Genomic DNA, 14,441 nt, shown 5'->3' on the forward strand with positions numbered 1-14,441 from the left:
ATAGGCAAAGCTCAAAAAGATTACATTACGCTATGCTCTAAAGCTTAACTCTTGAAGTAAATGTAACATAATTTTATAGTGTAAGGCTTTTAGCCTCTATTTTAAAAAACAAGATTTTTGTGAAAAGCCTTACCTTTTTTGGGGTAAGGCTCTCTTTTTTTGGGGTTATTTAATGGTTACTTTTGCGTTTTTTCTAAGTGTTTGTGCTTTATCTTGTACTTGAATACGGAATTTTTCCATTTTCAAGCCATTTTCAATTTGTGGTTTTACTGTTTCAAATGTTGCTTTCTCAGCTGGTTTTGTATCTTCAACTAAGATAACATGGTAACCAAATTGTGTTTGAACAGGCGTTTTAGTAATTTCACCTTTTTTAAGTGCAAATGCTGCATCTGAGAAAGGTTTTACCATTTGATTTGCAGCAAACCAACCAAGTTCACCGCCACCTTGACCGCTAGGTCCTGTAGATTTTTGTAGTTGCAAGCTCAACAAATTTATCATTGAGTTTTTGACCTGTCAATCCATCAAGTTCTTTGATAACATCTTTAGCTTCTTGCTCTGTTTTTACAAGCACGTGTCTTGCTTTAACGGTTGCTGGTTGCATAAATTTGTCAGCATTTTTGTCATAATAGTCTTTAACATCTTTTGGATCAACTTTAACAGCATCAAAGATTTTTTTCATCCAGACTTCAAGAGCAAGATCTGCTTTGATTTTTTTCAAAGCTTCCGTATAATCTTTCTCTTTTTCTACACCACTTTTCATTGCTTCCGTAGTCAAAAGTTTACGCTCAACTGCTTGCTCAACAATTTTTTGTTTTGCATCAGCAGGAAGTTCTTCAAACTTTGCGCCTTGCATAGCACGCATAAGAACAGCAATGTCTTGTTCATTGACATCTTCACCATTAACGGTTGCATATGTTGTCGCATTTAAACTTACACCTAGTACTGCAGCTGCAATACTACTTAGAATAACTTTTTTCACTAAAATCCTTTATTGAAGTAATTCGCGTATTGTACCCCAAATCTTATTACTATTTCTTAAATGAAATGTTAATTTTAAGGATTGTCGGTATAATTTTCAAAAAAATAAGGTAGATGATGAAAAAGGCCACACAAAAAGAGGTTGTAATTATTAAAGCTCTTTTTTTGGAACATTACCCCAAAGCGGTTACTGAACTAAAATATAGCTCTTTGTATGAGCTTCTTGTCTGTGTCATGCTCTCAGCCCAATGCACCGATAAACGCGTCAACCTTATTACGCCTGCCCTATTTGAACGTTATCCTCATGCAAAAGAGCTTGCAGAGGCGAATCTCGATGAGGTCAAATCATTCATTGCTTCGTGCTCTTTTTTCAACAATAAAGCCGTGAATCTTCTTAAAATGGCACAAAAAGTCGTTGAACTGTACGATGGAGAGATTCCTTTGGATGAGCAAAAACTCATGGGACTCGCAGGTGTGGGACAAAAAACCGCTCATGTGGTGATGATCGAATATGCTTCTGCCAACCTCATGGCAGTCGATACTCATGTTTTTCGAGTCGCACACCGTCTAGGACTTTCGAGTGCTAAAACAGCCATTAAAACGGAAGAAGAGTTAACCAAAATTTTTAAAAATGATCTTGCTACGCTACACCAAGCGATGGTACTTTTTGGCAGATATACCTGTAAAGCAGTCAATCCCTTGTGTGAAACGTGCTTTTTAACAGAACATTGCAAAACAAAACAGACATTTAAAGTTTAACTTAGCCCGTAACGGTATCAATCCATTTAATGGAACATCCTTGTGAAGGATGCTGAATTTTAGGTGCATCTTGCTTACTAAACAGTAACATGATTGCCTCTCTTAAATCTTCCTCTTTCACACTACGCGCATCTTGCCAATTATCATCCAATCTTCCATGATAATAAAGTTTCTCTTCACTATCAAATAAAAAAATATCAGGAGTGCAGACAGCACCAAGATGTTTTGCCACACTTTGATTTTCATCAATAAGATAAGGAAACTCTAGGCCCATCTCTTTGATTTTATCGAGCATATGAGCGGGTGAATCTTCTGGGTAGTTAGGATGAATGTTTGGGTTGATCGCAACCGTGGTGATGTCAAGTTTTTTGGCAAACTCCGCAACGGCATTCAACCTCTTCCAAATAGCATTAGAGTAAGGGCAGTGGTTGCACATTACAGCAATCATAAATCCACCTTTACCAAACAGTTCTTTGCTTTTAAAAATTTTTCCATTTGGATCTTCAAGTTCAAAATGTTCCAGTTTATGACCTAGTTCCACTAAAGAGGAATGTATTAATGACATGACTTACTCCTTATAGGTATTAATGATATTTTGAACAATGAACGCTGTATTTGAAACAGAATTCATGTCACACTCTTCTCTTTGAGAATGAGGATAGCGAATCGTCGGTCCAATAGAAACTGCTTCTATTTTTTTAGCTTGACGCATGATCAACTCACCACACTCAAGTCCTGCATGAATCGCTTTAAAGGTGGCATGAGGATAAAACTCTTTCATCACACCTTGAACGCGTTGTGCGAAAAGTGTCATTTCAGGCTTCCACGCTCCATGCCATCCTTCTTGTACGGCATCAAAACCAAGCGCTTTAAAGAAGGCAACAGTTTCATGTGCCAGTATAGCCAAATTTTCATCATCCATTGCACGTGCTGCACAGTCAAATCGAAGCACACCTTCAAAATCGGAAACAATACCAAGGTTGATACTCATAGAAGGAATATCAAGCTCTCGATCCCATTCACGAACACCTTGGGCAAAGGCACCCAAAGCCTTTATAATAGAGCTTGATTGAGCAATATACTTTGTGTGTGAGCCCTTCTCCAAACTCTTTACATGTAAACGTGTATCTTCTACATGTAACGGTGTTTTGGATGCGACAATGGCTGTTGCACTTTTAGGAATGGCATTGCGCCTCTCCCCTCCATGCAATGAGACTAAAAGAACCTCGTGTTTCAAAAGCTCATACCCTAAAGCTTTAATTGCCGAAGGGATTTTTTTATCAATATCGACCCCTGAATGTCCCCCCGTAAAGTTAAACGCACTGATTTCATAGAGTTTAATCTCTTCATCCAATGGCATATACTGTAGTTTTAAAGAGGCAATGACATCCATGCCACCTGCACAGCCAATGTAAATTTCACCCTCTTCTTCTGCATCAAGATTGAGTAGATAGGAAGATTTTAAAGGAAGACGAAACTGCATAGCACCAATAAGCCCAACTTCTTCATCAACCGTAAAAAGGCACTCTAAATTTTCATTATGCTCCATGGCCCAAAACATAATGGCCATGCCCATGCCATTATCAGCTCCCAGTGTAGAGTTCTTAGCTTTGACAAGCGTACCTTCCATGACAATCTCTATGGGATGGGTATTGCCAATACAGACCATATCGTAGTGCGCTTGTAAGCAGACTTGAGGTGCCCCTTTATGGCATAAAATATTTCCTACATGATCTTCATGTACACCAAAACCAAGGGAATGGGCAAACTCACAGATATACTCTTTCATCTTTGTCGTATGATAGCTGCAACGCGGAATGGCAGTAATTGCTTTAAAATGCTCTAATATTGACTCCATCTAAACCCTTGAAAATTTAATAAACGAAATGCTATTATACAACCCATGAAAACAATATTAATTTTACTCACTGCCATACTTTTACAAGGCTGCGTCTATTTTAATGACCGAGGCGTATCGGGACGCTATTATAATGATTGCACAGAATATTACGATGGTATGGGTATTTACCATAAAGATTGTGATGAAAATATTGTCGACTATAAAACCGTAACAGATGGTGTTTCAAAAGGGGTCGATAAGAGTGTTAATGCTACCAAAAGCCTTTTTGAATAATCAGCGATGAGTTTAGCAACAATCCGCCAAGAGCGTCTTGCTTGGCTAGAATGGAAAGATATTAAGCCGATGCGAGAGGCACTTACCTCTCTTCCTATGCTTGAAAATATCTCTTTTTCACTGGGCGATACTATCACAATAAAAGCTTTACATGTAAAGTTTTTTGATCAAGAAAAAATTAGACAGTGTGCCCTCGCTCTCAGACCATGGCGCAAAGGTCCTTTTGAAATTCTTGATACTTTTATTGATACTGAATGGCAAAGCTTCATCAAATACAATCTTTTAGAGCCTTACTTTAATCTCGAAGGAAAAGTCGTTGGTGATATTGGTTGTAACAACGGCTACTATCTCTTTCGGATGCTTTCACAACGTCCTAAAAAACTCGTTGGTTTTGACCCTTCAGCCCTCTATAAAACACAATTTGATTTTATCAACCATTTCATTCAAAGTGATATTGTCTATGAGATGCTTGGCGTTGAGCATCTGCCAGAGTATGAGCATAGATTTGACACGCTTTTTTGCTTAGGCGTTTTGTACCATCGAAGCGATCCGATACAAACACTCAAAGCGCTCTACCAAGGTCTTAATCCTAACGGTGAGCTGATTTTAGATACCTTTATGATTGATGGAGACACACCTGTGGCACTGTGCCCCTCAAAAACCTATTCAAAAATTCCTAATGTCTATTTTGTACCAACCATTCCAGCCCTTTATAACTGGCTAGAACGTGCAAAAATTCAGAGATATTGAACTCTTGGAAATCAAAAAAACCGATGCCAATGAGCAGCGGAAAACAGAGTGGATTTATGGTGAAAGCTTGGAAGATTTTTTAGACCCAAATAACCCAGAACTCACTATCGAAGGATTTCCAGCACCCAAACGGGTTTATATTAAAGCAAAACGTTAAATCCGTCGATTTGTTATCAATTATAAGTTTATTGTGGAAAATAATTATAGCGCCTAGGTGCGCAGGCTCTCTGCCAAAGAGAACTCAATGTTAACGCAATTTTTAAAGCTTTGCATTAAAAGCGTGTCAAAAAAATAAAAATAATAGCAAGGATGCTAAATGGTAAAGAGTAAAGCGGGTTTAGTTCAAGAGATGCTTGACAACACCACTAATTTTGATGATGAGTCAGACAATCAGGATGAAAGTTCGCTCGATTCTACCAATTTTTTAAATGATGATCTCAAAACTCACATTAAAATTAAAAGTACTCTTGTGGGAAACCTCACAGAACTGAGTAAAAATAGCTCCAAAGTCCTTTTGCAAACAACCCATGAAATGAGTGTCGATGAATTTGGTTTGATTCACAGTGGTTTTCTTTTTGGTTCAGCAGAATATGCGGCTGTTGCGGCTGTTAATGAACCCAATGTTGTCGTCATTGGATGCCGTTCTAAATTTTTTGCACCTGCCAAAGTGGGCGATATTGTCAACTTTGAGGCTAAAGGTCGTTTTGAAGATGCCCGTAAAAGAGAGATCAAAGTTATCGGTACCATTAATGAAATAAAGGTTTTTGAAGGTATTTTTCAAGCCGTTTTATTAGAACACCATATTCTTGAAACCAAAATTGAAGAGCTTCAAGCAAGCTTCAGTCCCAAAGAGTTTTCATAGAAAATTAAACCAATACGGCACGTTTTGTTGCTCAATTTTAAGTGTCGTACTTTCTCCATGCCCTGGAAAAATTTTCCAATCAGCATCAATTTTTAAAAATTTTTCCAGACTTTGACGCATTTGGTCAGCATTGCTGTACGGAAAATCATATCGACCAATCGAATTTTTAAAAATAAAATCTCCACTAAAAAGAGTATTATCAATTAAAATGGCACTGCAACCGGGTGTATGCCCTGGAAAATGAAAAAATTTGACACATATACCTTCAATATCAAAACTCTCATCACCCACAACTTTTACATTTGCATAACTAGGAGGCGTTCCTTGTCCAAAGGGATCATCTTCAAGCATAAAACAATCATCTACAGGCGCATAAATTGGGATGTTTAATTGAGCTGAAAGTTCAGCATTACTCCATACGTGATCAAAATGACCATGCGTATTTAAAATAGCGATAGGATGATGCACATTGCGTAAAACCCAACTTGTTGCTTCCATTCCCGGGTCAATAATAAGCTCTTTGTCATAAATAGTAATGATATAACAATTGGTTCCGTATGCCCCACATGCTCTACTTTTGATTTGCATTAGCTACTTCTTTTATGAATTTCTAAAATTTTAACACATCTCATCTTATTTTGCTTTAGAAGCTTAAAAGATTGCATTAATTTTAAGTTTAGTATAATTAATCTATTGCTTAAATTGATTACGAGGTTACTGCTATGAATAAATACCAATCTATCGAAAATTATTTAGTTAAGTTTCTTCAAGATGAGGTGCGAAAAGCTGGTTTTTCCAAAGTCGTTTTAGGAATTAGTGGTGGCGTAGATTCGGCTGTTGTTGCCATTCTTGCCCACAAAGCTTTTAAAGATAATCTTTTAGGCATCATGCTTCCAGCCTCTACTTCAAGTAGTGCAAGCTTTGAACATGCAAGCGAACTTACTCAGAAATTTGGTATCAAAACTGAAAAAATCCCTGTTGGTCCTCTTGTTGATACCTACTTCCACGATAAAAAAGATGCTTCAAAACTTCGCATTGGTAATTTTAGTGCACGCATGCGTATGGCAGTTCTTTACGATATTTCTGCACGTGAAAATGCTCTCGTGTTGGGAACAGGAAACAAAAGTGAAATCTTACTTGGATACGGCACTATTTTTGGTGACCTTGCCTGCGCAATCAACCCCATTGGCGAACTTTATAAAACAGAAATATTTGAATTTGCAGCACACCTTGGTGTACCAAACTCTATTCTTACCAAGGCACCATCGGCTGATCTTTGGGAAGACCAAAGTGATGAGGGAGAGTTTGGATTTAGTTACGCACAAATTGACAAAGTGCTTTACGCTCACATAGAAGAACACAAAGATAAAGAAGCTCTCCTTGCTGCTGGCTTTGAAAAAGAGCTTGTTGAAATGGCATTAGAGCGTATTGCAAGCAATCTTTTTAAAGGAAAACTTCCAACCATTGCTGATTTATCAGCGGTAAAATAAAGGATAAACATGAAAGAAATACCATTTTATAAACCATTTATCGATCAAAGAGAAAAAACACTTATCAATGAAGTTTTGGATTTGGAAAAAGCTAACAAAGTCGAAACACTCGAGAAAGAGTTTATAAAATATACTAACTGTGGCGATGCCATCTCAACGGTGAATGGAACAGCTGCCATGCATCTTGCTATGTGTGCCTTAGATCTTAAACGCGGTGATAAAATTATCTGTTCGGTCAATGCTTTTCCTTCCGTTGCAGAAGTGGTTCGTCACTTTGACGCTGAACCTATTTTTGTGGACATTGATAAAGATGATTTCAACATCGATATTGAACAATTAGAGAGTGTCCTTAAAAACAATAAAGCTAAAAAACTTAAAGGTGCATTCATCAGCCATATTGCTGGGCAACCTGCTGAACTTTCAAAAATCTATGAGTTAGCGAAGCAATATGACATTAAAATTGTCGAAGATGCAACAGCAGCACTAGGTGCTACGTATAAGGGGCAAAAAATAGGCGCTCTTGACGCCGACATTACCGTTTTTCGTTTCAATCCACAATCTAATAATTCTGTATCCAGTGCGGGTATTATGACGACTAAAGATCCTGAACTTTCAGAACGTGCACGCCTTCTTCGTAACCATGCCCTTGTAGGAGACGGTTGGGACAAATTTGGTAACCTTGGTTATGTCTATGATGTGGTTGATATTGGATTAAAATATGACCTCAATGAACTTAATGCAGCTTTTGCAATCGGTCAATTGGAAAAAAATGAAAGCTTTATTGAGCGAAGACTCGAAATTGCTGATATTTATAACCGTGAGCTTGCCTCATGTCCACATGTTTCTACGCCGATTAAAAAACGTGATCATACTTATGCACAGTACATCATCAAAATTGATAAAAATAGAGATAATTTTGCAAAAGAGCTTAAAGAGCGAGGTATTTACACAGGGCTTCACTACATTCCATTACACCTTTTAAGCTACTATAAGCATAAATACAACTTGCGTGTCAATGATTTTCCAAAAGCACTCAGCAATTATCAACAAATTTTATCACTACCAATCTACTCAAGCCTCAGTGATAAAGATGTTCTTCACATTTGTGAACAAATCAAAGAGATTGCTAAGAACCGTGTTTAACCGTTCACGTTTTGTTCTATGGGTAGAAGCCTATCTCTTCTACCCAACTTCTTTATTTCAACGATTTTTATCTTATCTGTTCCTACCATTAAGTGCCCTTTACTGCGCTATTGTTTTATCAAAGCGTTTCTTTGGCAGAAGAAGAAAGCTTTTTTTTACAATTCCTATCATCAGTATAGGCAATCTTACCGTTGGTGGCAATGGTAAAACACCTTTTTGTATCGCCTTAGCCAAAAATCGTGACCATGTTGCTATTGTTCTTAGGGGATATGGGCGTAAATCACATGGACTCATTCTTGTCTCAGATAATGGTCAAATTATGTGCGATGCACCAGCTAGTGGTGATGAAGCAATGCTGTATGCCAAATCTTTACCAAAATCAACCGTTATTGTGAGTGAAGATCGTGTGGAAGCCATTCGCTTTGCAAAGAAAAAAGGTGCAAAAATTGTCTTTTTGGATGACGGTTTTTCCAAAAGTTTTATTCATAAAATTGATATTTTAGTCAAACCAAATCCCGAACCAGCAAACAATTTTTGTCTCCCCAGTGGACCATATCGTGAACCAAGATTTCTTTACCAATATGCTGATCTTGTTATCTCAGAAGATATGGATTTTAAACGTCATGTTGAGGTCATTAATCCTAGTGAAAGAATGCTTCTCGTAACAGCTATCTCCAAACCTAGTCGTTTGGATGCTTATCTGCCCGACAATGTTGTTGGAAAAGTTAGTTTTGAAGACCATTATATGTACTCAGAAAAAGAGCTTGAAATTCTCCTTCATGAACATAAAGCGACGACCATTTTAACCACACAAAAAGATGCCGTTAAAATGGCTACCTTTGACATCCCACTCTCTCTTCTTAAACTTGAAGTCGAAATCTTCCCTGAAACACTCGCAAAAATAAACACACTTTTAGCTCCTAAACGCTAAAATAAGGCTTTAACCTTTATACAAGGATTTGCTGTGCAACATAAAATACACCAAGCACAAATCTTGATGGACGCATTGCCGTACATTAAACTTTTTAATAAAAAAACCATCGTCATTAAATACGGTGGCGCCGCACAAATCAACCCCGAACTCAAAGAGCAGTTTGCAAAAGATATTGTCCTACTTTATCTTGTGGGAATCAAGCCTATCATTATCCATGGCGGCGGTAAAAAAATCAATGCCCTACTCGATAAACTTGAAGTCAAAAGTAGCTTTGTGGATGGACTTCGTGTGACAGATGACCAAGTGATGGAAGTGGTCGAAATGGTGCTCAGTGGAAGTATCAATAAAGAAATCACGACCCTACTTAATCATCATGGCGCCAAAGCCATTGGCATTACGGGCAAAGATGCCAATTTTATCCATGCGCGCCCCATGGACGATGGTAAATACGGACTTGTAGGCGATATTACAAAGATCGACAAGAAAGTGCTCAAGCATCTTATGCGTGAAAAATTCATCCCTGTCATCGCCCCCATTGCAGCGGGTGATGATATCAATCATCCCGGTTATAACATTAACGCAGATTTAGCCGCCAGTAAAATTGCTGTGGCAATGCAAGCCAAAAAAATCATCTTCCTCACAGACACCCCCGGTGTTTTAGATAAAGAGGGAAATCTCATCTCCAGCCTTGATAAAACCAAAATCAAAGCCCTTAAAAAAGATGGTACGATCAGTGGCGGAATGATCCCAAAACTAGACGCGTGTTTAGAAACTGTGCGTGGAGGGGTTGAATGCGCACACATCATTGATGGAAGAGTTCAACACTCCATTTTATTAGAGCTCTTTACCAAAGATGGTATTGGCACGATTATTAAAGAATAAAATTAAATTCTGTCAACATTGTTGGCAAGTTTCAGTGCCGAGAGGCTAACGTAGCTAAAAGAGCGTTGCTTTTTTAGTGTATAGAAATTAGTAAGGATGAGTATGTTTATTGAAACCCGTGGAAATGATGGTATTAAACCAAACAAAGTTCCCTTTTCATTTGCTATTTTAAACCCAAGTGCAAGCTTTGGCGGACTTTATGTGCCAGAGAACCTCCCTAAAATTGACACAGACTTTTTAGAGAAGGCTTCAAAAAAAAGCTATAAAGAGATCACGCTTGATATTTTAAGACTCTTTAAAATTGACATTGAAGAAGAGGTCATGCAAAAAGCTGTTGCATTGTATGATGCCTTTGATGATGCTAGCGAGCCTACACCACTGGTTCAAATTGAAGATGACTTGTTTGTCAATGAACTTTACCATGGTCCAACACGTGCCTTTAAAGATATGGCATTGCAACCTTTTGGCTACATTCTTTCGCACCTTGCGCAAAAGTTAAACGAGCAGTATCTCATTCTTGCAGCAACCAGCGGCGATACGGGACCTGCCACATTAGATACGTTTGCCAATAAACCAAATATTAAGGTCGTATGTCTCTATCCTGATGGTGGAACAAGTGATGTCCAACGCCTTCAAATGACCACACAAAAGAGCCCAAATCTCAAAATCATTGGTATTCATGGCAATTTTGACGATGCCCAAAATGCGCTCAAACGCTTGCTCGCATCGTCTAGCTTTAAAGAAGCATTGAGTACCAAAAATATTAAACTCAGCGCTGCTAACTCGGTCAATTTTGGACGTATTATTTTCCAAATCATTTACCATATCTACGCTTATGTCGCCTTGCTCAAACAAAAGAAAGTAGAACTTGGAAAGCCCTTTTATACGATCATTCCTAGTGGAAACTTTGGTAATGCCTTAGGTGCGTATTATGCGAAAAAAATGGGACTGCCGATTGAGAAAATTTTAATTGCTTCCAACATTAACAACATTCTTACCGACCTTATCACCACAGGTGTTTATGATCTTCGAAATCGAAGCCTCCTTCAAACAACTTCCCCTGCAATGGACATTTTGATCTCATCCAACGTAGAGCGTGTTTTGTTTGATAAATTTGGAGCCATTCGTACCAAAGAGCTTATGGAAGACCTTAAAGAAAACAAACTCTATATATTAAGCAAAGAAGAGTTAGCAAGCTTGCAATCAGATTTTGAAGCCGTTTACTCCGATGATACCTTTGGCAAAGATCAAATCAAACATTATGCCAACCAAGGCTACATCATGGATCCTCACACAGCAACGTGTCTTAAAGCCTATCAAGAACTCAAAGCCAAACCCCTTCCATGTGTCCTTTGCTCCACAGCTGAATGGACTAAATTTGCTCCAACGATGCTGAATGCTATTAACCAAAACAGCGTAAAATACAACGATAAAGAGGCACTTGAGGGCATCAGCAATGCTTTACATGTAAAGATTCCAAATTGCATCAGCACTCTCTTTAATGAGCCCGTCATTCACGATAAAGTCGTTGCAAAAGAAGGCATTGAGGCAGAAATTTTTAATTTTTTAAATCATAAGGCAAGTAAATGATCATCATCCCTGCTCGCCTTGCTTCCACACGTTTTCCAGGTAAAATATTAGCCAATATCCATGGGCTTCCGATGGTCATTGCAACCGCAAAACGTGTACAAAATCTTGATGATGTTGCCATCGCCGCAGATACGGAAGAAGTCGTTCAACTCGCTTCTGATTATGGGTTTAAAGCCATCCTCACCTCACAAGATCACCAAAGCGGAACAGATCGTATTAATGAAGCAGCTTCTAAACTCAATCTTTCAGAGAATGAAATTATTGTCAACGTACAAGCCGATGAGCCATTTATTGAAGAAGCTGTTGTCAAAAGTGTCATTGAGCGAGCGAAAAATACCGACGCGATGATTACTAGCGCGTGTAAGAAGATTGATCTTAACCATGTAAAAGATCCAAACCTCGTTAAAGTCATTTTAGATATTAACAAAAATGCTATTTATTTTTCCAGAAGTGTGATTCCCTATGACCGTGAAGGTGGATTTGAGGGCTATTTTGGGCATATTGGTCTTTATGCGTTTCGTAAAAAAGCACTTCAAACCTTTTGTACCCTACCCTATGCACCTCTTGAACATATTGAAAAACTAGAACAGTTGCGTGCTATTTACCATGGTTACACAATTGCAATGGTGGAAGTGGAAAGTCAAAGTTTCGGAATTGATACGCAAGAAGATTTAGAGCGAGCACTACACTTTTTTCAATAAACAATAAAGAGAGCTATGAATCTCTCTTTATTGTTTAAACGGCTACTTGCTCGAAAGTATCTTTTTCGTGGTCGAAAAGATACGCTTCCATTGGGTTTTCACCCACTTGAAAAATAATCCTACATGACTCAAAACCCGATTTTTTAAGCCCTTTTTCAACCACTTCTAAGATAAAGGCACGTGTACTAAACATATGGGTAGTTGTGTTGCCTTCATAGGCAAATACTTCGTTAGGAATAGGTGTAAAGCCCTCTTTATTGAGATGTTTTTCAAAAACAGTTTTTTCATTTAAGCCTTCGACTTCGACAATCAAAATAACGTTCATTTAAATTCCTATTTTTTCAAGATGCGCTAAAAATTCATCAGCATTTTTAAACCCAACCAGACGAAACTCTGCACTCTCTTTACCCTCTTTAAAAAACAAAATGGCAGGAGGACCGTAAATCGTAAAAGCTTTTTGCAAAGCTTTATCTTCTTCACTATTTTTTGTCACATCCACCTTTAAAAGCGTGAATTTTTCAAGTTTTTCTTTTACACTAGCGTCACTAAAGGTAAACTTTTCGAATTCAACACAATTCACACACCAATCAGCATAAAAATCTACCATCACTGGTTTTGGGCTATTTTTAATGGCATTTTCAAGCTCATTTAGATTTTTAACCTTCGTAAAAGAGGAAGAAGATAATGATGAAGGCACAGTCAAACTCTCTTTAGCTATAAATTTTTCAAAAGGTGCTAAAGGATTGCTTGCCCCACTTAAAAAGCCAATGAAAAGGGCTACACCATATACAAGTATTATAAAGAGAAGGCTTTTAAATATTTTTTGCCACCCTTTTGTATGCTCGTTTAAAGGTTCAAGTGCACCAAAGTAAATCGTAGCGCTAATAATCAATACTGCCCACAGAGCCATACTAACAAAGCTTGGGATAATGCGCGAAAGCATCCAGATAGCAACACCTAACAGCATCACACCAAAGAAGACACTCACATTTCGCATCCACATGCCAGGACGTGGCATATATTTACCCGCCGTTGTACCCAACAGAAGCAGAGGAATTCCCATGCCAAGACTCATGACAAATAAAGCACTTCCACCAAGCAAGGCATCACCACTTTGCGAGATGTATATGAGAGCACCAGCAAGAGGTGCTGCCACACAAGGCCCTACAATGAGTGCGGATAAAAAACCCATAACCGCAATGCCAATAATTCCTTTAGCTTGCGCCTTTCCAGTTTTTTGACTTACTCTATTTTGAATAAAATTTGGCATCTTAATCTCATAAAAACCAAACATTGAAAGCGCCAAGATAACAAAAACTGCACTAAAAGCACCAATCACCCAAGGGTTCTGCATTGAAACTTGTATGTTCGCACCAAAAAGTGCTGCAAGGACACCCGCAATCGTGTAAGCCAAAGACATGGCTAAGACATACACTAAAGAGAGTAAAAAACCCTTTTTAGCGTTCATTGACATACTAGGCTGTGAGACAATAATGGAAGAGAGTATAGGCACCATCGGAAAGACACAGGGTGTTAATGAAAGTAAGAGTCCAAAACCAAAAAAGCTGAGTAAGACAAAAATGATATTGTTATTCATAAAACTTTGTGCAATTTCATCTTGTTCTGAGAGAACCGTCTTATTTTGTGCGACAATAAGAGAGGAACCCATAAGATTAAATGTAAATTCTTTGGTAAGGGGTTGATAGCAAATACCAAGTTCTGAACAACCTTGATAGGAAAGTTTGAGCGTAAAATTGCCTTTTTTGACCTGATCTTCCAATAAGCTTTGTGGGACAAAAAGCTCAAAAGACTTTCGTTGCGTTACATAGTCGTGAAAGTTCTCTGATTTAGGTCGTTCAATCCATCCGGTTATATCAACCACTTTAGGTTGAGTAAGTTCTAATTTGATCTTATCATCGTACATATAAATTTTATCGCCTAAAGCAATACTGATAATAGCACCATGAAGAGTGTGTGTTGCAGTGACTTTAAAAGCTTCTTCTGGCGTTAAAACCTTTGGCTTTTCGACACCAAAAAGAGAGACCATTAACAAAAAGAACAAAGCAGAATACCGTAAAATATGTTGCACAAAAGCACCTTTTCTAAAATAATTGTTTATTGTATCAAAGAACTCTAAATGTTTTTTAAATTACAACGATTTTAAGAGTATTATAAAGCATTACATGTAAAAGCAGGAGCAGAATATGGGTAAAAAGAA

Annotated in this window: 16 protein-coding genes and 1 pseudogene; 10 read left to right on the top strand and 7 right to left on the bottom strand. The window is 38.0% G+C overall.

The features are described from left to right. Positions 1–165: 165 nt before the first annotated feature. Positions 166–489, bottom strand: coding sequence for a peptidylprolyl isomerase (locus tag FA584_RS14475; RefSeq protein ID WP_256431151.1), 324 nt, complete (start codon positions 487–489; stop codon positions 166–168). Beyond that, a complete protein-coding gene (locus FA584_RS14705) occupies positions 452–979 on the bottom strand; it encodes a peptidyl-prolyl cis-trans isomerase (protein ID WP_256431152.1) in 528 nt (175 codons plus the stop codon). Before FA584_RS14705 ends, FA584_RS14475 begins: the two co-directional genes overlap by 38 nt. Before the next feature lie 116 nt (positions 980–1,095). Between FA584_RS14705 and nth the strand changes: the two genes are divergently transcribed. Next, positions 1,096–1,737 carry an endonuclease III gene (nth, locus tag FA584_RS07735; protein WP_087438772.1) on the top strand — a complete coding sequence of 214 codons (642 nt, stop codon included), beginning with the start codon at positions 1,096–1,098 and terminating at the stop codon, positions 1,735–1,737. A 1-nt stretch (position 1,738) separates the two neighbouring features. On the opposite strand, the gene FA584_RS07740 is transcribed toward nth, so the two are convergent. Both FA584_RS07740 and FA584_RS07745 read right to left on the bottom strand, forming a co-directional pair. Then, on the bottom strand, positions 1,739–2,302 hold the full coding sequence (locus tag FA584_RS07740) for a thioredoxin family protein (RefSeq protein WP_167749067.1): 564 nt from the start codon (positions 2,300–2,302) through the stop codon (positions 1,739–1,741). A gap of 3 nt (positions 2,303–2,305) precedes the next feature. Beyond that, entirely contained in the window at positions 2,306–3,595 is a 1,290-nt protein-coding gene (locus FA584_RS07745; RefSeq protein WP_167749068.1) for a zinc-binding metallopeptidase family protein, read from the bottom strand. Between the two features lie 45 nt (positions 3,596–3,640). Between FA584_RS07745 and FA584_RS07750 the strand changes: the two genes are divergently transcribed. From FA584_RS07750 to FA584_RS07760, 3 genes and pseudogenes are all read left to right on the top strand, one after another. Next, the gene (locus tag FA584_RS07750) at positions 3,641–3,871 is read left to right on the top strand and encodes a hypothetical protein (protein WP_096046767.1); all 231 of its coding nucleotides are present in this window, start codon (positions 3,641–3,643) and stop codon (positions 3,869–3,871) included. Positions 3,872–3,877: 6 nt separating this feature from the next. Next, positions 3,878–4,778: pseudogene (gene cmoB / locus FA584_RS07755) on the top strand (tRNA 5-methoxyuridine(34)/uridine 5-oxyacetic acid(34) synthase CmoB). Between the two features lie 159 nt (positions 4,779–4,937). Then, positions 4,938–5,483: a thioesterase gene (locus FA584_RS07760; protein ID WP_096046769.1), complete on the top strand. Its 546-nt coding sequence runs from the start codon at positions 4,938–4,940 to the stop codon at positions 5,481–5,483. On the opposite strand, the gene FA584_RS07765 is transcribed toward FA584_RS07760, so the two are convergent. Further along, on the bottom strand, positions 5,478–6,071 hold the full coding sequence (locus FA584_RS07765) for an MBL fold metallo-hydrolase (protein ID WP_167749069.1): 594 nt from the start codon (positions 6,069–6,071) through the stop codon (positions 5,478–5,480). The two genes, FA584_RS07760 and FA584_RS07765, sit on opposite strands and share 6 nt — an antisense overlap. Positions 6,072–6,205: 134 nt before the next feature. Here FA584_RS07765 and FA584_RS07770 point away from each other — a divergent pair, with 134 nt between their 5' ends. The 6 genes from FA584_RS07770 to kdsB all read left to right on the top strand — a co-directional run bounded on the left by FA584_RS07770 (position 6,206) and on the right by kdsB (position 12,223). Further along, entirely contained in the window at positions 6,206–6,973 is a 768-nt protein-coding gene (locus FA584_RS07770) for an NAD+ synthase (RefSeq protein WP_096046771.1), read from the top strand. Between the two features lie 9 nt (positions 6,974–6,982). Continuing rightward, positions 6,983–8,116 (top strand): DegT/DnrJ/EryC1/StrS family aminotransferase, encoded by a 1,134-nt coding sequence (locus FA584_RS07775; RefSeq protein ID WP_096046772.1) that lies wholly within the window; start codon positions 6,983–6,985, stop codon positions 8,114–8,116. After that, a complete protein-coding gene (locus FA584_RS07780; RefSeq protein WP_228447951.1) occupies positions 8,097–9,047 on the top strand; it encodes a tetraacyldisaccharide 4'-kinase in 951 nt (316 codons plus the stop codon). The genes FA584_RS07775 and FA584_RS07780 overlap by 20 nt, the downstream gene beginning before the upstream one ends. A 33-nt stretch (positions 9,048–9,080) precedes the next feature. Beyond that, entirely contained in the window at positions 9,081–9,932 is an 852-nt protein-coding gene (gene argB, locus FA584_RS07785) for an acetylglutamate kinase (protein ID WP_096046774.1), read from the top strand. Positions 9,933–10,034: 102 nt separating this feature from the next. Continuing rightward, positions 10,035–11,522 (top strand): threonine synthase, encoded by a 1,488-nt coding sequence (thrC, locus tag FA584_RS07790; protein WP_167749071.1) that lies wholly within the window; start codon positions 10,035–10,037, stop codon positions 11,520–11,522. Beyond that, complete coding sequence (gene kdsB, locus FA584_RS07795; RefSeq protein WP_167749072.1) at positions 11,519–12,223, top strand: 3-deoxy-manno-octulosonate cytidylyltransferase; 705 nt, start codon at positions 11,519–11,521, stop codon at positions 12,221–12,223. The genes thrC and kdsB overlap by 4 nt, the downstream gene beginning before the upstream one ends. Positions 12,224–12,257: 34 nt before the next feature. Here kdsB and FA584_RS07800 read toward each other — a convergent pair whose 3' ends face one another. Both FA584_RS07800 and dsbD read right to left on the bottom strand, forming a co-directional pair. Continuing rightward, positions 12,258–12,548, bottom strand: coding sequence for a hypothetical protein (locus FA584_RS07800; RefSeq protein WP_167749073.1), 291 nt, complete (start codon positions 12,546–12,548; stop codon positions 12,258–12,260). After that, positions 12,549–14,312 (bottom strand): protein-disulfide reductase DsbD, encoded by a 1,764-nt coding sequence (gene dsbD / locus FA584_RS07805; RefSeq protein WP_167749074.1) that lies wholly within the window; start codon positions 14,310–14,312, stop codon positions 12,549–12,551. Positions 14,313–14,441: the final 129 nt, after the last annotated feature.

The organism is Sulfurospirillum diekertiae, from assembly GCF_011769985.2.
Classification (GTDB): domain Bacteria; phylum Campylobacterota; class Campylobacteria; order Campylobacterales; family Sulfurospirillaceae; genus Sulfurospirillum; species Sulfurospirillum diekertiae.